Origin of the sequence: Agromyces sp. CCNWLW203 (assembly GCF_036576125.1) — a bacterium.
Lineage (GTDB): Bacteria > Actinomycetota > Actinomycetes > Actinomycetales > Microbacteriaceae > Agromyces.
In genome coordinates this window covers 137,827-163,319 of the sequence record NZ_JAZHYX010000005.1, presented here as the reverse complement: position 1 = coordinate 163,319, position 25,493 = coordinate 137,827, and the positions used below count along the sequence as shown (strand labels likewise).

Sequence of the window (25,493 nt, the reverse complement as noted above, 5' to 3'; positions counted from 1 at the left end):
GACAGGCCAGTCTTTCCGCCGCCTCGCTCCAGATTGAAGGGGCGGGCACCCGGTACGGTTCTCCCTATGGAACCCGACCAGCAAGTTCTTCTCGTCACGATCGCCACCTGGGCCGCGGCCGCACTCGGTCTCCTCGTTTGGCTATTGCTGATGTACCTCGTCATCAGGCAAGGAGTGTTCCACGGGCTGCGGGCGCACACACGCTGGGTCGACTCAGGCAAGCGATGAGCGAGACCAGGACACCGAGATAGGAGTCGACCCGAAGCGCATCCGCGACGCGAACCCGAGTGACGGAGCGGTACGGTAACGAAATGAACGGGCTGCCTGTCGTCGGTGCGGATACCGTGCACCTCGACAGGCACACCTTCATGTGGGTCCAGCTCACTCGATTCGGGGGCGCGCCCGAGGATGATCGCTCCGCCATCGCCTCCATGATCGCGAGCCCCGGATATGCGTTCGACTACGCGTCCCCGTTCGACGTGGAGCAGCAACCAGCCAGTCCTCCGGTCCATGGACGCTGGTGGCTCAGCGCAATCGATACCGCCAGGTTCCGACCCACCACCGCCGAGGTCGCCGAGTCGCGGATCAGATCTTGGATCGACGATCAGGACTGGGTCGACCCCACCTATCGGCAGCCGCCAGACGTCCACCGCCGCCTCCTGCCTGTCTACGACACGCTTCGGTCGGGGAGTATCTACACCCTCATGAACCCCGGCGACGACGATATCCATGACTACGGGCGGACGACTGGTGAGATGGGATTCCACGAGTTCGTCGCGATCGATCGCCGCAGCCGGATCGTGCACCTCGTCGTCGCCTCCGACGACTGAAGGTCTCGGCGGTCTCGGCGGCCGATTCGGGACGCGCTCCGGCGTTGCGCCGTGGCATCCGCCCGGTTCGACTGGGATCATCAGCCATGTCATCTGTGGCGGGCCTCCTCATCCCGGCGAACCGGCGGAACCCGGCCGTCGAGCTGCTCGACCAGCTCGACCTCGATCACGGCGACGTGCGCGCCAAGCGCACGGGATTCGCGATCATGCTCCTGCTCTCGGGGGTCATCGCGATCGCGGGCATCATCGGCGACTCCACGGCCACCGTCATCGGGGCCATGATCATCGCCCCGCTCTCGACGCCGATCCTCGGCATCGCCGCCGGCATCGTGACCGGCAGAGCTTCGCTCGTCGGCCGCTCGGTGCTCTGGCTCCTCGGCGGCATGGCCGCCGTGGTAGTGCTCGGCATGCTGCTCTCGTATACGGTTCCCGACCCAGCCAGCCTCACGACGAACCCGCAGGTCACGAGCCGCACCGCACCGACCCTCATGGATCTGCTCGCTGCCTTCGCGACGGGCCTCGCCGGGGCGTTCGCCATGTGCCGGCGCGACCTCAGCAACATCCTGCCGGGTGTCGCGATCTCGATCTCGCTCGTTCCGCCGCTCGGCGTCGTCGGCGTCAGCCTCGGCCAGGGTCAGTTCGACGCGGCCTTCGGCTCCTCGATGCTCTTCCTCTCGAACGTCGTGGCGCTCATCATCGCCGGGTCGCTCGTCTTCACCCTCGCGGGCTACCCGCGCGACCCCGAGGCCATCGCCGACGCGAACCGCCGGCGCGCGTACACGATCGTCGGCGTGCTGACCGCGGTGGTCGCGATCCCGCTCGTCGTCAACTCGCTCATCATCGCGTTCGTCGCCTCGTGGACCGTGTCATTGCGCTCCGCCACCGACGACTGGCTCGAGGGCACGGCCGGCGCCTCGGTCACCGGCGTCACGTGGAGCGGCCTGCAGGCGACCGTCGACGTCGAGAGCCCCGACGGCGAGGTGCCGCCGCTCGAGGCATATCGCGAGGACCTCGCCGGATCGCTGCCGTCGTTCGTCTCGGTGCACCTCGACGTGAAAGCGGGCAGCCGCATCGAGGTGCGCTGAGATTTCGAGACGGCGCTGGCGCGCCTCGTTCAACCCGCAGAACGACAGAGCGGATGCCGCAGCGTGCTGCTGCGGCATCCGCTTCTTCATTCGACGACGCGGCACGGGCAGGCATTCCCGCCGCGTCGAAGTGGGTTCCCGGCGACGAGTGGGACTTCTCGCCGCCGGGAGGTCGTGCCGGAGACGGGCCCCCACCCGCCACCGGGGCTTCTCAGTGCTGCGTCGCCTTCTCGGCCCCGACGCCGGTGAGCGAGCGCACCTCCATCTCGGACTGCTTCGCGGGGTCCTCCTTCTTCTTGTCGAGCACCGTGCCGAGCCAGCCCAAGAAGAAGGCGAGCGGGATCGAGACGATGCCGGGGTTCGACAGCGGGAAGATCGCGAAGTCGATCGCCTCGGTCTTCAGCATCGATGTCTCGGAACCCGAGACGACCGGCGAGAAGATGATGAGGATGATCGCCGAGGCGAGACCGCCGTACATGCTCCAGAGGGCGCCCTGAGTGGTGAAGCGCTTCCAGAAGAGCGAGTACACGATCGTCGGCAGGTTCGCCGACGCCGCGACCGCGAACGCGAGCGCCACGAGGAATGCGACGTTCTGGCCGTTGGCGCCGATGCCGCCGATGATCGCGACGACACCGATGATGACGACGGTGCGGCGGGCGACCTTGACCTCGGCGCCCGGTGCCGGCTTGCCCTTCTTCACGACGCTCGCGTAGATGTCGTGGGCGAAGGAGGCTGCCGCCGTGATCGTGAGGCCGGCGACGACCGCGAGGATCGTCGCGAACGCGATCGCCGAGATGAGGCCGAGGAGGAGCGGCCCGCCGAGCTCGAACGCGAGCAGCGGGGCCGCCGAGTTGGGGCCGCCGGGGGCAGCTGCGATGACGTCGGCACCGACGAGGGCCGCCGCGCCGTAGCCGAGCACGAGGGTGAACACGTAGAAGATGCCGATCAGCCAGATCGCCCAGACGACGGACTTGCGGGCCTCCTTCGCGGTGGGCACCGTGTAGAAGCGCATGAGCACGTGCGGCAGGGCCGCGGTGCCGAGCACGAGCGCGAGGCCGAGCGAGAGGAAGTCGACCTTCGCGATCTCGGAGACGCCGTACTTGAGGCCCGGGTTCAGGATCTCGGGGTTGCCCGCCGCGGCGACCGCGTTGTCGAGCAGGGTCGAGAAGTTGAACCCGTTGATGGCGAGCACCCAGACCGTCATCACGCCGGCGCCCGCGATGAGCAGGATCGCCTTGATGATCTGCACCCAGGTGGTGCCCTTCATGCCGCCGATGAGCACGTAGAGGATCATGAGCGCACCCACGACGGTGATGACGAGCGCCTGACCGAGCTGGTCGCCGACGCCGAGAAGCAGCGAGACGAGTCCGCCGGCACCGGCCATCTGCGCGAGCAGGTAGAAGAAGCAGACGACGAGCGTCGTGGTCGCCGCCGCGATGCGCACGGGCTTCTGCTTCAGCCGGAACGAGAGCACGTCGGCCATCGTGAACTTGCCCGTGTTGCGGAGCAGTTCGGCCACGAGCAGCAGCGCGACGAGCCACGCGACGAGGAAGCCGATGGAGTAGAGGAACCCGTCGTAGCCCGTGATCGCGATCGCGCCGACGATGCCGAGGAAGGATGCCGCCGAGAGATAGTCGCCCGCGATGGCCGAGCCGTTCTGGCCGCCGGTGAACGAGCGGCCGGCGGCGTAGTAGTCGGCGGCGGTCTTGTTGTTGCGGCTCGCGCGGAACACGATGATCATCGTGATCGCGACGAAGGCGCCGAAGATGGCGATGTTCAGCCAGGGCTCGCCGGGCGAGGCGCTCGCGGCTTCGAAGTGCAGCATCATCGGGTCACCTCCTCTGCCGTGAAGGTCGCGCCGGTCTCGATCTCATCGCGGATCTGCTCGGCGATGGGGTCGAGCTCGCGATTGGCGTAGCTGACGTACCACGTCGTCACGGCGAAGGTCGTCACGACCTGCGCGAGACCGAGCAGGATGGCGACGTTGATGCTGCCGAACACGGGTGTCGACATGAAGTCGTGCGCGTAGCCGGCGAGCAGCACGTATGCGAGGTACCAGACGAGGCACGCGGCCAGCACGGGGAAGACGAACCTCCGGTGCTTCGAACGCAGTCGCTGGAACTCTTCGGATTGTTGCACCGCGGGGTAGTCGACGGGTGGGGCCGTCTCGGTCTCCGCGCTCAGGGCTTCGTTGCCCATGGCGAGTCTCCTTCGGGGTCGTGGCGGGCGGGGGGCCGGCCGCTGCAATCGCAGTGGGGCCACTCTGGCGCGCCCGCGCTTCGGCGTGGGGCGGGTACCGTTCGTCGTCGCTGAACGGCGCCCATCGTGCGACGAGCGGCGGGGCACGGGGCGACGAGCGATCGGCACGGCACGCGGTCGATGAGAGCGGTTACGCTGTCGTGCATGCCCGAGTCGATGCTGCTCGCCGCCGCCCTCGGCGTGATCGGCGGGGCGCTCGCGGTCGGGCTCGTGATGTTCCTGCGGCGCATCGTGCTGAGCTCGAAGGAGCTCGGCACCGACGCCGAACAGGCCACGTACCAGACCCTGCACCTCGCATCGCGGGCAGCGAAGCACCTGCGCGGCGGCATCGACGAACCGGGCGCGGCGCGCGCCGGCAAGCACCTGCGGGCGCTGCTCGGCTGCGACAGCCTCGCGATCGTCGACCGCACGGGCACCATCGCGATCGACGGCGACGAGGCCGTGCGCCCGGTGGCCGAGCGGCTCGCCGCGGCGGCGATCGCCGGCGGCCGGCAGCAGGTGCAGCGCCGGATTCCGATCGGTGCGTGGGAGACGGATGCGGTCGTGGCCCCCATCGTCGGCAGCACCGGGCCGCTCGGCGCGATCGTCGCCTTCGCCTCCCCCGTGCGAGCAGGCCTGGTGCGGGCCACGGGCGAGGTGGCCGACTGGGTCGCGGCGCAGGTCGAGCTCGGCGAGCTCGACGCGTCGCGCGCGGCGCTGGCCGAGGCCGAGGTGCGGGCGCTCCGGGCCCAGATCAGCCCGCACTTCATCTACAACTCGCTGAACGCGATCGCGTCGTTCATCAACACCGACCCGGCGCAGGCGAGGGAGCTCGTGCTCGAGTTCGCCGACTTCACCCGGTACTCGTTCCGCCGGCACGGCGACTTCACGACCGTCGCCGAGGAACTGCGCTCGATCGACAGCTACCTGCGTCTCGAGCGGGCCCGCTTCGGCGAGCGCCTGAAGGTCACCCTGCAGATCGCGCCCGAGGTGCTCTCGACCGTCGTGCCGTTCCTCTCCATCCAGCCGCTCGTCGAGAACGCCGTGCGGCACGGCCTCGAATCGAAGGAGGGCGGCGGGCGCATCACCATCACGGCCGCCGACGCGGGCGCGTTCGCCGAGATCAGCGTCGAGGACGACGGCGTCGGCATCGACCCCGAGATGCTCACCGGGGTGCTCGCGGGCGGCACCGCGGGCGGCGAGCACGTGGGGCTCCGCAACGTCGACGCCCGCCTTCGCCAGGTCTACGGCGACGAACTCGGCCTCGTCGTCGAGACCAACGTCGGCGCCGGCACGCTCGTGCGCATGCGGGTGCCGAAGTCGGGACCGAGGCGCCCCTCGGTCGCATCGACCCCCGATGGGAGACTTGAGCCATGATCTCCGTGCTCATCGCCGACGACGAGCAGCCCGCGATCGACGAGCTGGCGTTCCTGCTCGGGCAGGACCCCCGCATCGGCGTGATCCATCAGGCGTCCTCCGGGGCCGAAGCGATCCGCCTGCTCACTCGCGAGCCGGTCGACGCCGCGTTCCTCGACATCCACATGCCCGGGCTCACGGGCTTCGACCTCGCACGCGCGCTCGCACGCTTCGAGCATCGGCCCGTGCTCGTCTTCGTCACCGCCGACGAGGAGGGGGCGCTCGAGGCCTTCGACCTCGCGGCGGTCGACTACCTGCTGAAGCCCGTGCGCACCGAGCGGCTGCACCGATCGGTCGGCCGCATCGTCGACGCGCTGAAGGCGGGCACGGCGAGCCAGACGACGACCGGTGCGCCGACCGAGCCCGAGATGGTCGCCGTCACGCTCGGCGGCACGACCCGCATGATCCGGCGCGACGACGTGCGCTACGTGCAGGCGCAGGGCGACTACGCGCGACTGCACACCGAAGAGGCGAGCTACCTCGTGCGCGTGCCGATGAGCGACCTCGAGCGCCAGTGGGCCGAAGCCGGCTTCGTGCGCGTGCACCGTTCGTACCTCGTGTCGCTCGCCCACCTCAGTCGCATCCGACTCGGCTCCGACCACCCGAGCGTGACGGTCGGCCAGGCCGAGCTGCCCGTGAGCCGGCGCCTCCTGCCGGCCCTTCGCGAGCGGCTCGACCAGACGATCATCCGCCCGAGGCAATAGCGTGACCGAGTCGCCCAGCGAGCGAGCGGATGCCGCGGGGCCGCCGCCACGAGTACGCGTCACCGCTCCGCGACCGGGCGGGGCAGGGGCATCCGCTCGCCCGTTGCCGCCGAACGCGCGGGGCGCACCGACGAGCGACATCGCGGGCGTCTACGTGCGTTCGCTCATCCGGTCGCAGCTGCGGCTCGCGATCGTCTTCGCCGCCGGCTTCGCAGCGGCCACGACGCTCTTCGTGCTCGCGATCGCCCTCGTGCCCTCCCTCGACTCGAGCTTCGTGTTCGGAGTGCCCGTCTCGTGGCTCCTGCTCGGCGCCGGGGTCTACCCGCTCGCGCTCACGGTCGCCGGGCTCTACGTACGAGCCGCCGCACGCAACGAGGCGCGCTACCGCTCGCTGACGGAGGCCGAGTGAACCCCGTCATCGGCTACACGGCGATCGCGGCCGTCGCCCTCGCCTCGGCGCTCATCGGCTTCTACGGGCTGCGCGTCTCGCGCACGACGAGCGACTTCTACGTGGCGTCGCGCACCGTGCGGCCGTGGTGGAACGCCTCGGCGATCGGCGGCGAGTACCTCTCGGCCGCGTCGTTTCTCGGCATCGCCGGACTCATCCTGCTGCAGGGCGCGGGCGGGCTGTGGTTCCCGATCGGCTACACGGCCGGATACCTCATGCTCCTGCTCTTCGTCGCGGCTCCCTTGCGGCGTTCGGGCGCGTACACGATCCCCGACTTCACCGAGGCGCGACTCGAGTCGACGTGGGCGAGGCGCGTGACCTCGACGCTCGTGATCGTCATCGGCTGGTTCTACATCGTGCCGCAGCTGCAGGGCGCGGCGCTCACCGTGCGCATCACGACGGGACTGCCGTCGTGGGTCGGGTCGGTCGCGGTCGCCGTGCTCGTCGCGGTCATCGTCGCGGCGGGCGGCATGCGCTCGATCACGTTCGTGCAGGCCTTCCAGTTCTGGCTGAAGCTCACCGCGCTCGCCGTGCCGGTCGTGGCGCTGCTGCTCATCCTCGGCGGCGGCGAGCCGCCGGCGCAGCTCGCACCCGCCGAGGCATTCCCGCCGGCTGCCGGGCCCGGCGACCTCGACGTCTACCGCACCGTCTCGCTCATGGTGGCGCTACTCCTCGGCACGCTCGGACTGCCGCACGTGCTCGTGCGCTTCTACACGAACCCCGACGGGGTCGCCGCCCGGCGCACGACCGTCATCGTGCTCGCGCTGCTCTCGGTGTTCTACCTCTTCCCGACGGTGTTCGGCCTGCTCGGCCGGGCATTCGCCCCCGACCTCGCGACCGCGGGCGAAGCTGATGCGCTGATCCTGCTGCTGCCCGGGCGGCTGGTTCCGGGCATCTGGGGAGAGCTGCTCACCGCCCTCGTCATCGCGGGTGCGTTCGGCGCCTTCCTCTCGACCTCCTCGGGGCTCGTCGTCTCGCTCGCCGGCGTGATCAGCCAAGACCTGCTCGGCGGCAGCGTGCGGGGATTCCGCATCGCGGCCGTGGTCTCGTCCCTCGTTCCCCTCGTCGTCGCGCTCTCGACGGAGTCGACCGGCCTCGCCGGCAGCGTCGGCCTCGTCTTCGCCTTCACGGCATCGACCCTCTGCCCCATGCTGATCCTCGGCATCTGGTGGCGCGGGCTCACCGCGCGCGGGGCGATCGCCGGGATGCTCACCGGCGCGCTGCTCTCGGGCGGCGCGATCCTCGGCGGGCCGCTGCTCTCAGCGGCCGCGCCCGCGCTCGGCCCGTTCCTCGAGCAGCCCGCGGCGTGGACGGTACCGCTCGCCGTGATCGTCACCGTGCTCGTCGCCAAGGGCGACCAGCGCGGCATCCCGCGCGGCACCGATGCGTTCCTCACTCGTCTGCACGTTCCCGAGCGACAGGTGCACTGAAGCCCTGCCGACGGATGCATCGGATGGGTGCGCAGAACGGATCCGGCCGTTACCATGAGCAAATGCTTCGGGGGAATCGCACACTGTTCGCCGCGCTCACCGGCCTCTTCGCCGCCGCGCTGACCGCGACGATCGCCGTGACACCGGCTTCGGCCGCGACGACCGCCAGCTGGGCGGCGTGGGGTCCGCTCACGGGCGGCGGCGGCGCCTATGCGTCGTCGGTGACGCTCGCCGGACAACCGGCCCTGACGGCCCAGATGTCGAGCGACTCGCGCAGCGCAGCTGCGGTCGTCTCCGGGGCATCCGTCTGGCTCTCCGAGGGCACACCGGTCGGTGAGAAGTACGGCTCGAGCCGTGACCGGCCCTACCTGAACCTCCGCCCGAAGGCCGACACCGCCACGGCGCCGTCGACGACGACCTACTCGTTCGCGGCGCCGACACCTGCTTCGGGCTGGACCTTCGTACTGGGCGACATCGACGCCGACCAGGTGCGCATCCAGGCGATCGGGGCCGACGGCGTTCCGCTCACCGCAGCCGAGCTCGGGTTCCAGGAGGGGTTCAACTACTGCGCCGACGACGTCGTCGGCAGGCCCTCGTGCGATGGCGACGCCCTCGACGTGCCTGACTGGGACCCGTCGACGCTCACCCTCACCGGAAACGACGCAGCCGAAGACACGAGCGGCGCGGCGGCCTGGTTCGAGCCGCAGACGCCCATCTCGTCGCTGACGTTCGTCTTCACCCGCCGCGCAGGCTTCCCCGTCTACCAGACCTGGTTCGCCTCGCTCGCCCGTGACATCACCGGCGCCGTGACCGATGCCGGGGCCGGGGTCGACGGCGTCGCGCTCAACCTCATCGACGCGAACGGCGACATCGTCGGCACCACCACGACGACCGGCGACGGCCTCTACGCGTTCCCGGGCTACTTCGCGACCGACGGGTACACCGTCGAAGCCGTGCTGCCGGAGGGCAAGATCGCGGTCGACGCGAATCGCAAACCCGCCGACCTCACCGATGCCGACGATGTCGTCGACTTCTCGATCCGCGACATCGTGCCCGTCGCGGTCTCGGGCAATGTCTCAGACGCCGACGGCAACCCGATGCCCGGGGTCGAGGTGACGATCGGCGGTCTCACGACGACGACCGACTCGAACGGCGATTACCTCTTCGACACCGTTCCAGTGGGCGAGTACACGGCGACGATCACGACGCCCGACGGCTACACGATCACATCAACCCCCGACCCGTTCGCCGTGCCTCCGGGAGTCGAGACGCCGATCACCGGCGTGGACTTCATCGTCGCGGCGAACCCGACCCTCTCGGGCACCGTCACGGCAGCAGGCGCCGGTGTTCCGGGCGTCACCGTCACGGCCGAAGGGCCGGGCGCAACGCTCACGACCGTCACCGGGGCGGACGGCACCTACAGCTTCCCGCTCCTGCCGCCGGGCGACTACACCGTCACGGTCACGGCGCCCGAGGGCACGCTCGTCGTCGGGCCGGCAGCGCGCTCCGAGGCCGTCACCGACGGCGACGTCGGCAACGTCGACTTCGAGCTCGCCCGGTTCGGCAGCGTCGAGGGCACGGTGTTCCTCGACGACGGCACCCCGTTCCCCGGTGCCACCGTGACGTTCGACGGCCCCGGCGGTGCCGTCGTGCTCACGACCGAGGCGGCCGGCGACTACGCCCTCGGCACGCTGCCTCCGGGCGACTACACGATGACCCTCACAGTGCCGGCCGGGTACACCGCCGTCGGTCCCGTAACGCGCACGGTGACGATCACCGCCGCCGGCGAGGCGATCGTCGACCAGGACTTCGTGCTGCTGGCCGACACCCCCGCGCCGACGCCGACCCCGACGCCCGGTGGCGGCGGCACGGCACCTGCAGGAGCCCTGCCGGCGACCGGCGTCGACCATGCCACCGGCACGATCGCGATCGCGAGCCTCCTCGCCGTCCTCGGTGGAACGGCGCTGATCGCTGCTGCCGTGCGTCGCCGCCGCATCACGGGCTGACCGCGTGGCGCTGACCGCCGGGTGGTGACCGTCGCCTCGCCGGCCGACCCCCGGTCATCGCCTGTGCCTCGGTAGACTCGCCCGGTGCTCCTGCCCGTCGCCGTCTCCGTGCTCATCGGCGCGCTGGCCCAGCGCATCACGGGCATGGGCTTCGCGCTCATCGCCGCGCCCGCCCTCGTGATCCTGCTCGGCCCGTTCGACGGCGTCGTGCTCGTGAACCTCTGCGCCGTGCTCTCCTCGCTCCTCATCCTGCCCAGGGTGTGGAAGCTGGTCGACTGGAAGAGATTCGGATGGCTCGTGGTGCCGGCGCTCGTCGGCACCGCCGTCGGCGCGCTCGTCGCGGCGCGACTGCCGGGGCCGGTGCTCCAGCTCGGCGTCGGCGTGCTCGTCGTCGTGGCGCTCACGGTGTCGCTCCTCGTCACCCGCACCGACCACGTCGCGACGGGGCGCACTCCGGCGATCGTCGCCGGCGCGGCATCCGGATTCATGAATGCGTCGGCCGGCGTCGGCGGGCCCGCGCTCAGCGTCTACGCGGTGGCGACGCGATGGCCGCAGTCGGGCTTCGCCGCCACGGCCCAGCCGTACTTCGTCGTGATCGGAATGGCCTCGCTCGTGGGCAAGCTCGGCGCCACCGGATGGGTGCTGCCCGAGCTCGAGCCGGGCGCCTGGCCGCTCGTCATCGGTGCGCTGCTCGTCGGCCTCGGCCTCGGCGAACTGCTGCACCGGCGCATCCCCCACCACGCGGCGCGCATCGCCGTGATCGTGATCGCCTACGCCGGCGGCGCCGCCGCGATGGTCGACGGCGCGCTGGAACTCTGGGGCTAGACGCCCGCTCGCACTCCGACCGGCCGATCGCCGTACGCAGCGAGTCGCGCCTCGAGCCCGGCTCGCACCTCGGGCCACTCGTCGACGATGATCGAGTACACCGCGCTGTCGCGCCAGGTACCGTCGGCCCGGCGCTTGTGGCGGCGCATGACCCCCTCGAGGCGGGCGCCGAGCTTCTCGATCGCGGCGCGCGATCGCGCATTGTTCGCATCGGCCTGGATCTTCACCCGACCGAACCCGTTGCCGAACGCCAGGTCGAGCAGCAGCAGCTTGGTCTCGGGGTTGACGGCCGTGCCCCAGACGCCGGGGTCGTAGGCGGTCCACCCGATGTGGGTCGACTCGTTCGGCAGGTCGAGGTCGCCGAGCTTGGTCGCGCCGACCACCCGGCCGTCGTCGGGGCCGCCGTGCAGGCGCACCGTCCATGGCATCGCGGTCTCGCCGGCCGAGTAATAGGAGCGCGCGAACGCGTCGTACGCCTCGGCGTCGGCCGGCAGGCCCGCGGGTCCGCCGCCGTACCCGCCGGCGAACACCTCGGGCACGCCGATCGCCTCGTACAGCTCAGGGATGTCAGCGACGTCGAACGGGCTGAGGCGGATGAATCGGCCGACGAGTTCGTCGGCGGCAGGGCGCTTCGCGGTCACCGTGAAAGTCTGCCACTCGCCGGTGACCCTCAGGTGACCCGTGGGCGACGGGATCGTCGCAGCCCTTCCCTTCGACCGTCGGCCGCCCCTACGATTTGAGAGCACGACCACGACGAACGGAAGGTGGGGGCCATGGGTTCTCTGGACGACATCACGAAGAAGGCGCAAGACTTCATCGAGGAGAACAAGGACAAGATCGCCGACGCGCTCGACAGCGAGCAGGCCGAAGACATCAGCGACAAGCTGCTCGACGGCGTCACCGAGGCCGCCAAGAAGGTGCTGCCCGAAGAGCACCACGACAAGGTCGACGGCGTTCGCGAGAACATCGACGGGGCCATCGGCACCGAGAAGTAGCTTCACCACACGAAGGGGGCGGATGTCACGGACATCCGCCCCCTTCGTCGTCTCGGGAGCCGTGAGCCGGCGGTCATGGCGCGTTCCCTTGTGGTGAGTGGGCGCGATTGCCACGATGGCAGAGGGCGATCGCCCTCGAAGGGGGAAGTACATTCCATGGATCACAAGCCGGCTTCGGACACCATCCGGGCACAACAGGCCGCGGCGCTCGCGCAGCTGCCGTTCGACGACACGCGCGACTTCGACGACGCCGACCGCGGCTTCATCGCGGCGCTCGAGCCCGGTGTCGTGCGCGATGGCGCCGGTGCGGTCGTCTGGGACAACGACAGCTACGCGTTCCTCGACCGCGAGGCGCCCGCCACGGTGCATCCGAGCCTCTGGCGGCAATCGCAGCTCGTCGCGCGCCAAGGCCTCTACGAGGTCGTCGAGGGCATCTACCAGCTTCGCGGCATCGACCTCTCGAACATGACGATCGTCGAGGGCGACACAGGCATCATCGTCATCGACCCGCTCATCTCGACCGAGACGGCGGCGGCCGCACTCGGGCTGTACCGGGCGAACCGCGGCGACCGAAAGGTCGTCGCCGTCATCCACACGCACTCGCACGTCGACCACTTCGGCGGCGTCTTCGGCGTGACCTCGCAGGCCGAGGTCGACGCGGGCACCGTGCAGATCATCGCCCCCGAGGGCTTCGTCGAGCACGCCGTGGCAGAGAACGTCTACGCCGGCACGGCGATGGCGCGGCGGGCCGGCTACATGTACGGCGCCGCACTCGAGCGGGGCCCGCAGGGCGCCGTCGGCGCCGGACTCGGCCAGACCACGTCGACCGGCGAGGTCGGCATGATCGTGCCGACGCTCGAGATCACGACGACGGGCGAGACGCACACGATCGACGGCATCGAGATCGAGTTCCAGATGGCACCCGGCACCGAAGCGCCGTCGGAGATGCACTTCTACTTCCCCCGGTACCGGGCACTCTGCATGGCCGAGAACGCCACGCACAACCTGCACAACCTGCTGACGCTCCGCGGCGCCGTCGTGCGCGACCCGCACGTCTGGTCGCAATACCTCACCGAGGCGATCACGCGGTACGCCGACCGCACCGACGCCGTCTTCGCCTCGCACCACTGGCCGACGTGGGGGCGCGAGAACCTCGTCGAGTTCCTCTCGGTGCAACGCGACCTCTACGCCTACCTGCACGACCAGACCCTGCGTCTCGTCAACCGCGGGTACACCGCCGCCGAGGCCGCCGAGGTGTTCGAGATGCCGCCGGCGCTCGATCGGGCGTGGAGCACGCGCGGCTACTACGGTTCGGTGAGCCACAACGTCAAGGCGATCGTGCAGCGCTACCTCGGCTGGTTCGACGGCAATCCGGCGCGGCTGTGGCCGCACCCGCCGGCCGCCCTCGCCGCACGGTACGTCGAGGCGCTCGGCGGCATCGACCGAGTGGTCGAGCTCGCGCAGGCCGCCTACGACGGCGGCGACTTCCGGTGGGCCGCGACCCTGCTCGACCACGCCGTGTTCGTCGATGAGCACCACGATGGGGCACGGAGCCTCTACGCCGACACGCTCGAACAGCTGGCGTACGGCTCCGAGAACGGCACGTGGCGCAACTTCTTCCTCTCGGGGGCGACCGAGCTGCGCGTCGGCAACTTCGGCACGCCGACGAAGACCGCGGCCCCGTCGATGCTGGCCCAGCTGACGCCCGAGCAGATGCTCGACGCCATCGCCATCAAGATCGACGGCCCGAAGGCATGGGACCTCGACCTGTCGTTCGCGATCGTGCTGACCGATCTCGACCGTCGGTTCCGGGTGACGGTGCGCAACGGCGTGCTGATCTACCTCGAAGACGGCGCGGGTGGGGTCGAGATGACCCTGAGCCTCGCGAAGCTGCGGCTCCTGGCGCTGCTCGGCGGCGACTCGACGTCGCCGGGCGTCTCGATCGACGGCGACGCCTCGGTGCTCGAACGCCTGCTCGGCGTCATCGACCCGGGCGACGAGGCGTTCGACATCGTCACGCCGTAGCGGCAGCGAACGAAGGAACGCCCGGCCGGGACATCCGGCCGGGCGTTCCTCGTTCTCAGCGACAGCGTCAGCGGCGGTTGCTGCTGTTGCTGTTGCTGTTGCGGATCGCTGCGACCTCATCCCGCCGGCGTCGCACGAGCACGAACGCGACGAGTGCCAGCCCGCCGCCGGTGAGGAGCAGCGCCCAGGTCAGGCGGGCGGCGAGCACGTCGCCGTCGAAGCCCGTCGCGGGCAGCGGCGGGGCGAAGCGGTTGTCGACCGCGATGGTGACGATCTCGTCGCCGCCGACGACCGCCGGGTCCGCCGCGGTCGCACTCACGGTAACCTCGATGGCGCCTCCGCTGTCGACCTCCTCAGCCCAGCACTCCGCACCGACCGGCAGCTCGTCGAACGCGACCGTCTGGCCACCGGCGATCTGCACGCGCTCATGGTCGATGGCGATGAAGGGCTCGTTGTTCGAGCCGCGGTCGAGCGTGCAGGTCATCTCTACCGTGAACGACATGCCGTCCGCTGCCTCGACCGATCCGCTGATCGTCTTCTCGAGCTCGATCTCGCCGTACTCGAACGTGTTCGTCGCCGTCACGAGCAGGATCTGCGGAAGCGGCTGCGCCTCGACGATGATCGCGTCGTCATACGAATCGTGGTCGATGCTCGACGATGTCGCTCCGGCCGGATCGGTCTCCGTGCCGTAGCAGTGCGTGCCGACCGGCAGCCGCACGACTCTGCCGTCAGCGCCGCGCAGCGGCTCGATGTCGCCGGCAACCAGTTCGATCGCACTGGAGTAGACGGTCGTGCGGATCCCGCCGACGTCGAGCTCGCAGGTCACCTGCATCGTGAACACGGCGTCCTGCACCCATTCAGCGTCGGCGGCCTCACCGTCGACCTCCTTCGCGACCCCGAGCAGGCCCAGCGAGAAGTGGTTGACGAATCCGGCAGTGACGACGGTTTCGGCGCCCTCGGTCTCCTGGTCGGGGATGATGACGGTCACCGGCTCCGGCGTCTCGTCAGCGCCACCGTTGTCGACCTCGGTGACGGTGCACTCGGCACCCACCGGGATGCCAGAGACGGTTTCGCTCGTGAACGGGCCGCTCGAATCCTCCTCGCCGATCACCACGAGGTCGACCGAGGTGACGGTCTGCCCCTCGTAGGTGCAGATCACCTGGAACACGAACGGACCGGTCGAGAACTCGGGCACGCCCGGCCCTCCGACCTCTTTGAGCACGTTCAGCCCGCCCGTTCGGAACTCGTTCTCGATGTCGACCTGCACAGGCTCGCCGGCGGTATCGTCACCGATGACGATCGGCATCTCGGGCGTCACCGACGACTCGGTGGCACCGCCGTCGTCGATCTCGGTGACGTCGCACACGGCACCGGTGGGCAGGGTCTCGACGAGCCACATGTCGCCCGGGGCATCCTTCGTCAGGGTATGCGTGCCGTCGTAGACCGTGTCGGGGTCGGCGGCCGGGAGGGTGCAGACGAGGCGCACCTCGAAGTCGCCCAACGTGCCGCCCCACGCGTCGGCGCCAGTGCCGGTGACCGACTTCACGATCTCGACCGAGCCGACCGCGTAGGTGTTCGTCACGGCGACGAGCGTGACCGACTGGCCCGCTTCGTCGTCGGGCTGCACGGTGAACTCCGCGCTCGTGACGTCGCCGAGTTCGCTCTCGACGCCGTTCTGGGTGACGACGATCGAGGTGTCGGCGCCGGCTTGATCGGTCTCCGTGACCGTGCAGACCGCACCGACCGGCAGGGGCGAGAACGGCAGCGACTCACCCGCCCGCAACTCGAACTCGACGTCGAGCACCGTCTCGCCGCTGAACTCGCAGCTCGCCGTGAAGCGGTAGACCGTGTCGTAGACGATGCCCTCGCCGTCTTGATTCTGCGCACCGCCGTTGTCGACGTCCTTGCTCACCTCGAACCCGCCGAGCTCGTAGGTGTTCGTGACGGTCACCTGCTCAAGCTCAGCGCCATCGGATGCCGGGTGGTGGATGTCCGGTCGAGTCGTCAGGTCGCGGCGTGCCGTCACCGCACCCGAACGGTCGTCGACGCCGACGGGATCGTAGGTGACGGCGGAACCCTGCGCCGCGATCTCCTGCACGGTGCATTCGGAGTACATCGGCAGGTTCGTGCCCGGGCCGACGACGACCTGGCTGCCGTCGGCGGGCACCGTCACCGGAGACACCGGGTCGCCTTCCCCGTCGACGACGGCCACCGGCTCGCCGCCCGAGGTGCACTGCACATCGAAGTCGTAGGAGGCGGGCAGTTGCCAGTCGGCGGGCCAGTCGTCGGGAAGCACGACGGCCTTCTCGAGCGCGATGTCTCCGGTCGGCACCGCCACGCCCGAGCGCACCGGTTCGACCGGACCCTGATAGATCTCCTGCGCGTCGAACTCGGCGCGCGATCCCGCCGCGACCGCGTTCCAGGCGATCGGCAGGCCGCCGTCGGCCGCCGCGGGCGTCGAGTACGGCGTCTGCGTGTCGAACGTGAGCCCGCCGGACGCGCCGGGCTGCAGGCCCCCGCCGTCGGGCCAGATCACGACGATCTTGATCGCCTTCGCCTGGGCGAGCTCGGCTGCCGGAGTGCCGTTCGTGAACTCGATCCAGTCGCGAGTGCTCACGTCGCCGAAGCAGGGGTGGTCGCTCGGCATCGCCGTCGTGCGAGTGCTGAACTCGATGTCGGCCGCATTGCAGTCGAGCACCGGAACCGTCGTCAGGTAGTAGCTCCTGAAGGTGATCGTCGGGTTGAGGATCGTGACGTTGCCCAGCAGGACCGGCGACCACTCCGACCCGCGGTTCGTGCCGATCGTGACACCGGTGTCGCCGACGGCCGGCAGCACGTCGATGCCGCCGATCGACTCGACCGGAACGTTGCCGAGGTTCGTGAACCCGATCGCCCACCGCTCGATGCCGCCCGGGCGGGTGATCGGTACGCAAGTGCTCAGGTAGTACCCGGGGATCATCCCGTTCGGCTCGGCGCAGGCCTCGGCCGAGGTCGGGTCTGCGGTGTTGAGCACCCCGAGGTCGTTGTAGTTCGCGTCGCCCGGGGCGGCGCCGGGAATGCCGGCTCCGACACCTCGCACGCCCTTCTGCATCGAGATGGGCGCCGCAGCCGTGGGATTGACCGTGGTGTTCGCGGCGCACTCCTCGACGACCTGCGTCGCCGGAACCGGCTGCGCGAACGCGGTCGACTCGCACGTATCGAACGTGCGGTCGCTCGTCACCGAGATCGTGTTGCCGACCGGGGTCCCGGGCGCGAGACCGGGTCGGAACTGCAGTGCGGCCGAGATCACGAGCACGTCTCCCGGTTCGAAGAGGAAGCCATCTGGCACGGTGATCGCCACGACGCCGGTGGCGGTGTCGAGCTCGCCCGAGAATCCGCTCGCATCGCGCTCTGTGCCGTCGGCCGCCGTGAGCGTGAACCCGAACACGGGGTCCGCACCCGGCACGGGCACGAGCAGTGAGCCGCCCGCGTCGGTCGCCACCTGGTCGGCGAGCTCGAGTCCGGTCATCGGCCAATCACCGGTGTTGGTGACGGTCATGCGGTACGGGATGCCGCCCGCCGGCGGGAACTGCTGCGACGCCGCGCCATCCGAGCCGTTGCCGGGCGTCTTCTCGACCGTGATCGCATTCTGCAGGTGCAGCAGCTGAGTGGTATCGGTGGCAGCGTCGTCAGCCTCCCAGGCCGTGCCGCCACCGGTCACCCATGATCCCGTGCCGTGCACCTCCACGACATCGGTCATCGTGCCCGGCGCCGTCTCACCCGGCGCCGTCGGCTGACCCGGCTGCGTCGTCGGCACGGGCACCGAGTCGACCTGACCCGTCGGGCCGACGTGCAGGAACTCGAGCCGGTCGGCCATGAATGCGATCGGCACGATGGGGTTGACCGGGTTCTCCCAGTTCGTGAAGTCGGGGTCGACGCGGACGTCGAATCGCAAGCCCCGAACATCGGCGTCGGCAACGCCGTCGGGCAGCACGGGCTGCACGGTGCTGTCGGCCGCGGCATCCTGCCACTCGCCGACGACCCAACAGTCGGTCAGGTCCGCCGAGCCGTTGCAGGTGTACACGAGCCGATTCGTCACCGGCTGTATCGCCCATTCGACCCCGGTGAGCGTCGAGACACGCAGTTGGTGCAGGTTCGGCGGCAGCGTCGCCACGGGGAACGAAGCGAATTCGAAGGCGTTCCAGAACGTCGCCTCGGCGTCGGTGATCGTCAGGACGGTCGTGCGCACGTTACCGGTGGGTTGCCCGGTGAGGCTCACCGTGTACCCCTCGCGCGGCTCGTCCTCGTAGCGCCACTCGGGCTCGATGCTCTTCTGCGCGTCGACGCCGTACTCCGCCGCGACGAACGGCAGGGTGGCGATGGCGGTGCCGGATGCCTCGTCGATGCCCGCCTGTCCGCCGGGCCGGGTGACCTCGGCGCCGGCGACATTGGTCGCAAGGTCGGCCGTCGTGACGAGGTTCGCAGGAGTGCTGCGCTCCGTCTTCCGGAGCTGGTAGGTCAGCAGCACGGTGCTCTGCTCCGTACTCAGGATCTCCACGCCGGCAGGATCGGTGTGCAGCACTGTGACACCGATGACATCATCGAGATCCTGGTGACCGAGGGCGAGCGCAGCGTCGATCGAGATCGGCGCATCATCGGCACCGCCCTCGCGCGTGAGCGTGACGGTCGACTGGGTCGCCTCGGCCGGCACCGTGATCGAGTCGATGCGATAGAGGTTCAGGAATTCGTACATGTCGGTCGCCGAGCCGGGCGCCGGATCCGTGATCTGCAGCGTCGCCACCGAGGTCTCGGTCTCGTTGCGCGCCGTGATCGTCGCGTTCACGAGCGGGTAGCGCGACTGCGGCTCGGTGATGGGCGGCACGGGCAGCGAATCCTGGTCGAAGGTCTTCGACACCGAGACGTTGACGGTTGCGTCGAGAATCGTGATGAAGTCGTCGTCGATCTCGTCGATCGGCGCCGGCCCGTCGCCGACGACACCGGCAGTGTTGTTCACGACGCCGGGCTGCCCTGAGTTGAAGTCCTCGGTGTGCAGCGTCCCCGTCACTGGGCCACCGTCGCTGCGCTTGAAGTCGCGCAGTTCGAACACGAGGTCGAGGTTGCGGGAGTGGTCGAACGACGCCGCGACGCCCGACCCGACGACGGGGCCGGTGGCTCCCCCGCGGTGCGATCCCTCCTCGTAGGTGATGCGCACGGCTCGAGTGGATTCGATCTCGCCGGGTTCGAGCGTGTATCCGGGGAAGGCGCCGTCGCAGGCCGTGCCGTCACCGCACGCAGCGACGGTCACGTCATCCCACTCGCCGGTGTCGCCGTTGAAGAGTTCGACGGAGGCGATCCGGTCGTATGCCATGACCGGGTCGGATGATGCGTCGATCGCGGCGATCTCGACGAGGTTCCAGGCGTCGAAGGCCGACTGCGCGATCGCGGCATCCCCGTAGCCCGGGCCCGCCGTCGGGTCGTCGGTGATCGCGACGGAGTCGAACGGCAGCCCCTCGGTCGACCATGAGACGCGGGCCGTGCGCCGATCGTCGCTGAACGCGAAGAGCGGGTCGGCGGGATCGACGAGCCAGTGCTTCTCGAGCAGATCGGGACCTGGACCGACGTCGATCGGCTTCAGGTCGACCGCGTCGTCGTCGGTCGCCGTGTTGTCGTCAGGGCTCGTGTCGTTCGGGTTCTCGACCTCGGAACCGGCGGTGTTGGCGACGTTCAGCGGGTTCGCGGCCGCGGCGGCATCGGCGACCGAACCCGAGGTGCCGTCACGGAACTCCTCGCGCGTCTCGACCGTGATCGACGGCGTGACCTGGAATCCGGGCGGCAGCAGCTCACCGGGCTTCGGCGTGTAGACGAAGCGGATGCCCTCGATGTCGTCTTCCAGGTCACCCGGGATCGTCACGACGAGGGTGCCCTCACCGTCGAGTTGCCCACCGGGCAGGTTCACCCATTCGTCGCCGTTCCAGTACTGCACCTGGAGGTCGGCGTCGGCCGGCACTCCCGCGACGATCTGGCTCGCGTCGAAGGCGTTCCAGAACGGCGCCACCGGGTCGCCCGGTGCCGGGTTCGGCGGATCGCTGATGATCAGGTACTCCGAACCGATCGTCGACGGGTTCGGAGCCTGGTCGTTCACCGTGCCGTGGAAGCTCACGTCGGTCGTCGTGCCGGGCACCGCCCACACCTCGTCGCGCGCGATGTTCTTCTCGACCGTCGTCGAGACGCGGCCGGGCTGGCGTGTGATGTCGGCCGAATCGGCATCGGTGCCCGTCAGCCCGAGTTCGTCGGTGACGGTCGACGTCGTGTCGTTCGTGCTCACGACGTCTTCGGTGTCGACGGGCTGCGCCGTCACGGTGAACGGCAACGTGGCGGCGGCGTTCTGGATGATCGGGCCCGTGAAGGTCACCGTGAAGCCGACGACGCCCTCCTTCGTGGGGTCGGGCAGGGTGTTCGGGGCGTCCGCGGTGAGCGTCTCGTCAGTGCCGTCGTCGTAGACGTACGTCACCGTGGCGCCGGTGGCATTCGGCGGCCACACGACGCCGTCGGTGAAGCCGACGAAGTCGAGGCCCTGCTCGCCGAGGTCGGGCGAGCCGGGCGTCGGTTCCTGGATGACCATGGATGTCACGGGGCGGAAGCCGTTGGTCGACGTGATCGTCGCGGTGGTCTGCTGACCTGCGAGGAGGTTCGGGTTCGCAAAGGTCTTCTCGGTGTCGACGAACGGTCCGGTGTTCGAGACGACCGCATCGCCCGGGGCGGTCTTCGGGATGCTCGAGTCGCCGTGCACCACGATGTGCGACGACGCGGTGTTCGGCACCGTCACCGATTGGTCGCGCGGAATCTCCTCGACGGTGGCGTTCGTCGCGGCGCCGATGCCGATCGAGGCCTCCTCGCCCGCCGGCGTCGGCGGCAGTTGGCCGGTCGACGAGCTGAAGGTGAAGCGCAGCCCCTTCACGTCGGAGAGCGGGTCGACGTCGGGGATGCCCGTGAAGTCGGTCGGGATCGGCCCGGTCGCGTAGGCGACCTGCCAGTCGCCGTTCTCGTCGAGCCACTCGATCTCGACCTGGTCGGCACCCGCCGGCGGGGTGATCGAAGTGATGCCGGTGAAGTCGAAGTACGAGTCGAACGGGCTTGCGACACCGGCGGCGGGGTCTTGCACCACGATCTCGTCGACCGAGCGGTTCGAGGCGTTGCCGCCGCCGATCGTGTAGTCGACCGGCTGTCCGGGCAGCGCCGGGATGCCCGGCGCGCCGTCGGGCTGGTGGTCGTCGACCGATTTCTGCACGGTCGAGTCGAGCACCTCGGGCACTTCGAGCGTGATCGTCGACGAGGCATCCTCCGGCAGTGCGTTCGTGCCGGTCGCGAAGGCCGTGTTGACGACGCTCGCACCGTTGTAGTCGGCGCTGATGTCTTCGGGCACCTGCACGAAGACGGTGATCGAGGCCTTCGTTCCTGCCGGCTGCCCGATGCCGGCACCGCCCTGGGTGGTGAAGTCGACCGTGAAGTCCCGGTCGCCGGTCGCCACCGCGCTCGTGCCGCCGCCGCTCACGGAGACGGCCGGGCTCACCGACGGATCGAAGATCAGGGGCTCCGGCAGCGTGTCGGCGAGCACGGCGTCGACGCACGTGTCGACGAGGTTGCTGTTGCAGGTCAGCTCGATCGTGTAACTGAACTGCTCGCCGGGCTCGTACGGGGAGGTGTCGGGATTGACCGTCTTCGTGAGGAGGAAGACGGCGTCATCCGGTGCCGCGACGGCCGGCAGCACAGCCGGGGATGTGAGCCCGATCGCGAAGACGGCTGCCACGACGCCCGCGAGCGTTCGACGGATGATCGACATCTAGTCCCCCTCGCCCCCCGGCCGTACGGCCGCCCCTGGGCTGATCCGAGCGACGATGAATCGCGCGCCCGATTCGACCCTACCGAGGGTGGACGGGGGGAAGGAAGGGCTCGCTGACCGCCGCCGGCGTTCGAACGCCCGCTCGTCGGCGCTCTCGCGTCAGCCGAGCAGGTCGTGCAGGGTGACGATCTCGTCGCGGCCTGGGCCGACGCCGATCGCCGAGATGCGGGATCCGCTCATCGCCTCGAGTTCGCGCACGTACGACTGCGCGTTCGCGGGCAGGTCGGCGAACTCGCGGGCGCCCGAGATGTCTTCGGTCCAGCCGGGGAACTCCTCGTAGATCGGCTTCGCGTGGTGGAAGTCGGACTGCGAGACCGGCACCTCGTCGACGCGCTCGCCATCGACCTCGTAGGCGACGGCGACGGGAATGCGCTCGATGCCCGTGAGCACGTCGAGCTTGGTCAACACGAAGTCGGTGACGCCGTTGACGCGCGCGGCGTACCGGGCGATCGGGGCGTCGTACCAGCCGGTGCGACGCTTGCGGCCGGTGGTGGTGCCGAACTCGTGCCCCTGCTCGGTGAGGAAGTCGCCCCACTCGTCGAACAACTCGGTCGGGAAGGGGCCGGCGCCGACACGGGTCGTGTAGGCCTTGACCACCGCGATGACGCGGTCGATCTTGTTGGGCGCGATGCCCGAGCCGGTGATCGCACCGCCGCTCGTCGCGTTCGACGAGGTCACGAACGGGTAGGTGCCGTGGTCGACGTCGAGCATGGTCGCCTGGCCGCCCTCGAAGAGCACGGTCTCGTCGCGCTCGAGCGCCTGGTGCAGCAGCAGCGCGGTGTCGGTGACCATCGGGCGCAGCCGGTCGACGTACGCGAGCATCTCGTCGACGATCTCGTCGACGGCGATCGCGCGACGGTTGTAGATCTTCACGAGCAGGTGGTTCTTCTGGTCGAGCGCGCCCTCGACCTTCTGCCGCAGGATGTTCTCGTCGAACAGATCTTGCATGCGGATGCCGACGCGGTTGATCTTGTCGGCGTAGGCGGGGCCGATGCCGCGGCCCGTGGTGCCGATCTGGCGCTTGCCGAGGAACCGCTCGGTCACCTTGTCGAGCGTGCGGTGGTACTGGGTGATGAGGTGGGCATTGGCCGAGATCCGCAGCTTCGACACGTCGACGCCGCGGGCCTCGAGGCCCTCGAGCTCTTCGAAGAGCACCTCGACGTCGACCACGACGCCGTTGCCGATGACCGGTGTGACCCCCGGCGTCAGGATTCCCGACGGCAGCAGGTGCAGGGCGTACTTCTCTTCGCCGATGACGACGGTGTGCCCGGCGTTGTTGCCGCCGTTGAACTTGACGACGTAGTCGAGGCGCGAGCCGAGCAGGTCGGTCGCCTTGCCCTTGCCCTCGTCGCCCCACTGTGCACCGATGAGTACGGCTGCGGGCATGTCAGTCCTCTCCTGCCGCTGCGTCGGTCGCGGCGGGTTCTGCAATCGGGTCGCCGACGATCGCCTCAGCGGATGTCGCGGGCTCGAACAGCACCGCGGCACCGCCCACGATCGTGATCAGCTGGGTCGGGGTGAACTCCGAGGCGATGCGGGCGGGCGCCTCGGGGTCGGCGGTTGCGAGCTCGTCGGCGAGCCGTGCAGCGCGCTCGTCGAGGCCGAGGCCGTCGGCGGCGCGGCGCTGCGTGTCGAGGGCGCGGAGGTACGCGCGATTGGGCTCGTCGGACCACGGGACGGGGTCGCCCGGCTGCCACCCGCCGGCGATGAGCTGCTCGCGGGCGAGGTCGGCCGCGACGGAGGCGAAGGCGAAGGACTCGATCGTGCGGCCCTCGGAATCGGCGAGGTCGGCGAGCTCGGTCCAGGCGAGCGGCGACGATGGATGCGCCGCGACGACCGCTGCCACCGACGCCCGGTCGCCTTCGGCGAGCGCCTGGCGCACCTCTGGTTCATCGGCGAGCGAAGCCTCGGGCTCCGGTGCTGATTGGTCTGGAGTCACACTCCACCTTATCGTGAGCCCCCTCGCGGGTTGAGGAGGAGGCGCGGCGGGGCCGGGCTGAGCCGGGCCGGGCCGAAACCACGAGGGGCCGAACCATCCGGCCCGGCCCCTCGCTGCGGCATCCGCTCGGTCTCGCTATTGCACGACGTTCAGCGCGTTGATGTTGCCGGCTCCGTAGAAGCCGTTGCGCTCACCGCCGATGCAGGTGGCGGGGTAGCCCGGGCGCGGCTCGTACACGCCGTCGGGGCACGGCAGCGACTCGGACGTACGCTCGAGCAGCGCGGCGAGCGCGCCCGGGTTCATGCCCGGGTGCGCCGACACGGCGAGCGCCGCGACGCCGGCGACGTGCGGGCCGGCCATCGAGGTGCCCTGCTTGTAGCCCCAGCCGCCGCCCGGGTACACGGTCGAGAGCACGCCGTCGCTCGGGGTGGAGACGGCCCCGCCGGTGCGGAACCGGGTGTCGCCGCCGGGAGCCGTCACGTCGACGACGCCGAGGCCGTACGACGAGTAGTAGCTCTTCTGCTCGGTCGGGCCGACCGCCGAGACGGTGACGACGCCCGGTGCCTCTGCCGGCAGGTCGCGGCACGCACCGGTGATGGTGCGGTCCTCGACCGGGTAGCTGCCGTCGTTCGGGCTCGACGAGTCGATGAACTTGTGCTGCAGGTCGACGTTGCTGTTGCCGGCCGAGGCCACCGTGAGGGTGCCTTGCGACGTGGAGTACGCGAGTGCGCGCTGCACGGCCTGCCACACCGGCCGCTGACGCGGGTCGTTCACGCAGTTGAACTCCCACGGATCGATGAAGTAGCTGTTGTTCGTGACGGGCATGTCGTGGTCGGCCGCCCACAGGTAGCCGCAGATCGCCGCCTCGGGGAAGATGAAGCCGTCGTCGTCGACGACCTTGACCGAGGCGACCTTCACGCCGGGGGCGACACCGGCGATGCCGACGCCGTTGATGGCCGCGGCGATCGTGCCGGCGACGTGCGTGCCGTGGTCGGAGGTCGTGGGGCTCCACGCGGACTCCGTCGTGTCGGCGACGCCGCCGATGCACGAGGCGCTCTGGTCCTTCGCGACCTGCGTCGCGAGATCGGGGTGGGTCGCGTCGATGCCGGAGTCGAGCACGCCGACCACGACCGACGGGTCACCCGTCGTGATCGCGTGCGCCTCGGCGACGTCGATCTGCTGCATGTCCCATTGCAGGCCCCAGTACTGCTCGCCCGTCGGGTCTCCGGCGGCTTCGACCGCGGAGGCGTCGACGGCGACGGCGACGGCCTCGTCATCGTCGACGAGCGTCGTGCCGAGCCCCTCGGTCGAGGCGACGGACTCGACGCCCGCCCCGGCGACCGCGGTGCTGAACGCCGTGTTCGTCGAGCGCACGACGAGCACGCCGATCTGCTCGTAGGAGGCCACGACCGTGCCTCCCGCAGCGGCGACGCGCGCAGCTGCCTTCGCGGTGCTCTTGCCCTGCGGCGCGAGCACGAGGTAGCCGGCTTCCGGCCCGGTGGCCGCGGCGGGCGCCGCGGCTGCGGGTGCGGCTGCTGCCCCGATGAGGCCGATCGCCAGAGCGGCGGCCGATGCCACCCCGATCAGTCTGGTTCTGTTCATCCCTGTCTCCTTCGACACGAGTTGAGTCCTGCGGGCCGGGTCGGCCCGCGGTCCGGCCCGTCCAGCGGATG

At 69.9% G+C, this 25,493-nt stretch carries 18 protein-coding genes; 11 read left to right on the top strand and 7 right to left on the bottom strand.

All coding sequences use genetic code 11. The features are described from left to right. Positions 1-66 precede the first annotated feature (66 nt). From VPH61_RS12910 to VPH61_RS12900, 3 genes are all read left to right on the top strand, one after another. Positions 67-228, top strand: a complete 162-nt coding sequence (locus tag VPH61_RS12910; RefSeq protein WP_332063910.1) for a hypothetical protein — start codon at positions 67-69, stop codon at positions 226-228. Positions 229-311: 83 nt separating this feature from the next. Continuing rightward, complete coding sequence (locus tag VPH61_RS12905) at positions 312-830, top strand: hypothetical protein (protein WP_332063909.1); 519 nt, start codon at positions 312-314, stop codon at positions 828-830. 86 nt (positions 831-916) lie between these two features. Beyond that, positions 917-1,915 (top strand): TIGR00341 family protein, encoded by a 999-nt coding sequence (locus tag VPH61_RS12900; RefSeq protein WP_332063908.1) that lies wholly within the window; start codon positions 917-919, stop codon positions 1,913-1,915. 211 nt (positions 1,916-2,126) lie between these two features. Here VPH61_RS12900 and VPH61_RS12895 read toward each other — a convergent pair whose 3' ends face one another. Together VPH61_RS12895 and VPH61_RS12890 are read right to left on the bottom strand one after the other, a co-directional pair. After that, positions 2,127-3,743 (bottom strand): solute symporter family protein, encoded by a 1,617-nt coding sequence (locus VPH61_RS12895; RefSeq protein WP_332063907.1) that lies wholly within the window; start codon positions 3,741-3,743, stop codon positions 2,127-2,129. After that, positions 3,740-4,114 (bottom strand): DUF485 domain-containing protein, encoded by a 375-nt coding sequence (locus VPH61_RS12890; RefSeq protein WP_332063906.1) that lies wholly within the window; start codon positions 4,112-4,114, stop codon positions 3,740-3,742. Before VPH61_RS12890 ends, VPH61_RS12895 begins: the two co-directional genes overlap by 4 nt. A 204-nt stretch (positions 4,115-4,318) precedes the next feature. Between VPH61_RS12890 and VPH61_RS12885 the strand changes: the two genes are divergently transcribed. The 6 genes from VPH61_RS12885 (at position 4,319) to VPH61_RS12860 (ending at position 10,982) form a co-directional block, all read left to right on the top strand. Continuing rightward, positions 4,319-5,530, top strand: a complete 1,212-nt coding sequence (locus VPH61_RS12885) for a sensor histidine kinase (protein WP_332063905.1) — start codon at positions 4,319-4,321, stop codon at positions 5,528-5,530. Then, the gene (locus VPH61_RS12880; protein ID WP_332063904.1) at positions 5,527-6,273 is read left to right on the top strand and encodes a LytR/AlgR family response regulator transcription factor; all 747 of its coding nucleotides are present in this window, start codon (positions 5,527-5,529) and stop codon (positions 6,271-6,273) included. Before VPH61_RS12885 ends, VPH61_RS12880 begins: the two co-directional genes overlap by 4 nt. Before the next feature lies 1 nt (position 6,274). After that, the gene (locus VPH61_RS12875; protein ID WP_332063903.1) at positions 6,275-6,682 is read left to right on the top strand and encodes a hypothetical protein; all 408 of its coding nucleotides are present in this window, start codon (positions 6,275-6,277) and stop codon (positions 6,680-6,682) included. Beyond that, positions 6,679-8,151, top strand: coding sequence for a sodium/solute symporter (locus VPH61_RS12870; RefSeq protein WP_332063902.1), 1,473 nt, complete (start codon positions 6,679-6,681; stop codon positions 8,149-8,151). Before VPH61_RS12875 ends, VPH61_RS12870 begins: the two co-directional genes overlap by 4 nt. 62 nt (positions 8,152-8,213) lie before the next feature. Continuing rightward, a complete protein-coding gene (locus VPH61_RS12865) occupies positions 8,214-10,157 on the top strand; it encodes a carboxypeptidase regulatory-like domain-containing protein (protein WP_332063901.1) in 1,944 nt (647 codons plus the stop codon). 84 nt (positions 10,158-10,241) lie between these two features. Beyond that, positions 10,242-10,982, top strand: a complete 741-nt coding sequence (locus VPH61_RS12860; protein ID WP_332063900.1) for a sulfite exporter TauE/SafE family protein — start codon at positions 10,242-10,244, stop codon at positions 10,980-10,982. Here VPH61_RS12860 and VPH61_RS12855 read toward each other — a convergent pair. Beyond that, on the bottom strand, positions 10,979-11,623 hold the full coding sequence (locus VPH61_RS12855) for a GNAT family N-acetyltransferase (protein ID WP_332063899.1): 645 nt from the start codon (positions 11,621-11,623) through the stop codon (positions 10,979-10,981). The genes VPH61_RS12860 and VPH61_RS12855 overlap by 4 nt on opposite strands. Before the next feature lie 132 nt (positions 11,624-11,755). Here VPH61_RS12855 and VPH61_RS12850 point away from each other — a divergent pair, with 132 nt between their 5' ends. Further along, a complete protein-coding gene (locus VPH61_RS12850; RefSeq protein WP_332063898.1) occupies positions 11,756-11,977 on the top strand; it encodes a hypothetical protein in 222 nt (73 codons plus the stop codon). Positions 11,978-12,133: 156 nt separating this feature from the next. Further along, positions 12,134-14,002 carry an alkyl/aryl-sulfatase gene (locus VPH61_RS12845; RefSeq protein ID WP_332063897.1) on the top strand — a complete coding sequence of 623 codons (1,869 nt, stop codon included), beginning with the start codon at positions 12,134-12,136 and terminating at the stop codon, positions 14,000-14,002. Between the two features lie 67 nt (positions 14,003-14,069). Here the strand turns inward: VPH61_RS12845 and VPH61_RS12840 are convergent, their stop codons facing one another. The 4 genes from VPH61_RS12840 to VPH61_RS12825 form a co-directional block, all read right to left on the bottom strand. Then, complete coding sequence (locus tag VPH61_RS12840) at positions 14,070-21,821, bottom strand: DUF5979 domain-containing protein (RefSeq protein WP_332063896.1); 7,752 nt, start codon at positions 21,819-21,821, stop codon at positions 14,070-14,072. 159 nt (positions 21,822-21,980) lie between these two features. Then, positions 21,981-23,267 carry an adenylosuccinate synthase gene (locus VPH61_RS12835; RefSeq protein ID WP_332063895.1) on the bottom strand — a complete coding sequence of 429 codons (1,287 nt, stop codon included), beginning with the start codon at positions 23,265-23,267 and terminating at the stop codon, positions 21,981-21,983. A 1-nt stretch (position 23,268) separates the two neighbouring features. Continuing rightward, positions 23,269-23,820: a DUF3151 family protein gene (locus VPH61_RS12830; protein ID WP_332063894.1), complete on the bottom strand. Its 552-nt coding sequence runs from the start codon at positions 23,818-23,820 to the stop codon at positions 23,269-23,271. 135 nt (positions 23,821-23,955) lie between these two features. Next, complete coding sequence (locus tag VPH61_RS12825; protein ID WP_332063893.1) at positions 23,956-25,422, bottom strand: S8 family peptidase; 1,467 nt, start codon at positions 25,420-25,422, stop codon at positions 23,956-23,958. Positions 25,423-25,493: the final 71 nt, after the last annotated feature.

Bases quoted from the DNA above. Each gene is read 5' to 3' on its own strand.
- VPH61_RS12910 (WP_332063910.1), top strand. From the start codon at position 67: ATGGAACCCGACCAGCAAGTTCTTCTCGTCACGATCGCCACCTGGGCC.
- VPH61_RS12905 (WP_332063909.1), top strand. From the start codon at position 312: ATGAACGGGCTGCCTGTCGTCGGTGCGGATACCGTGCACCTCGACAGG.
- VPH61_RS12900 (WP_332063908.1), top strand. From the start codon at position 917: ATGTCATCTGTGGCGGGCCTCCTCATCCCGGCGAACCGGCGGAACCCG.
- VPH61_RS12895 (WP_332063907.1), bottom strand. From the start codon at position 3,743: ATGATGCTGCACTTCGAAGCCGCGAGCGCCTCGCCCGGCGAGCCCTGG.
- VPH61_RS12890 (WP_332063906.1), bottom strand. From the start codon at position 4,114: ATGGGCAACGAAGCCCTGAGCGCGGAGACCGAGACGGCCCCACCCGTC.
- VPH61_RS12885 (WP_332063905.1), top strand. From the start codon at position 4,319: ATGCCCGAGTCGATGCTGCTCGCCGCCGCCCTCGGCGTGATCGGCGGG.
- VPH61_RS12880 (WP_332063904.1), top strand. From the start codon at position 5,527: ATGATCTCCGTGCTCATCGCCGACGACGAGCAGCCCGCGATCGACGAG.
- VPH61_RS12865 (WP_332063901.1), top strand. From the start codon at position 8,214: ATGCTTCGGGGGAATCGCACACTGTTCGCCGCGCTCACCGGCCTCTTC.
- VPH61_RS12850 (WP_332063898.1), top strand. From the start codon at position 11,756: ATGGGTTCTCTGGACGACATCACGAAGAAGGCGCAAGACTTCATCGAG.
- VPH61_RS12845 (WP_332063897.1), top strand. From the start codon at position 12,134: ATGGATCACAAGCCGGCTTCGGACACCATCCGGGCACAACAGGCCGCG.
- VPH61_RS12840 (WP_332063896.1), bottom strand. From the start codon at position 21,821: ATGTCGATCATCCGTCGAACGCTCGCGGGCGTCGTGGCAGCCGTCTTC.
- VPH61_RS12835 (WP_332063895.1), bottom strand. From the start codon at position 23,267: ATGCCCGCAGCCGTACTCATCGGTGCACAGTGGGGCGACGAGGGCAAG.
- VPH61_RS12825 (WP_332063893.1), bottom strand. From the start codon at position 25,422: ATGAACAGAACCAGACTGATCGGGGTGGCATCGGCCGCCGCTCTGGCG.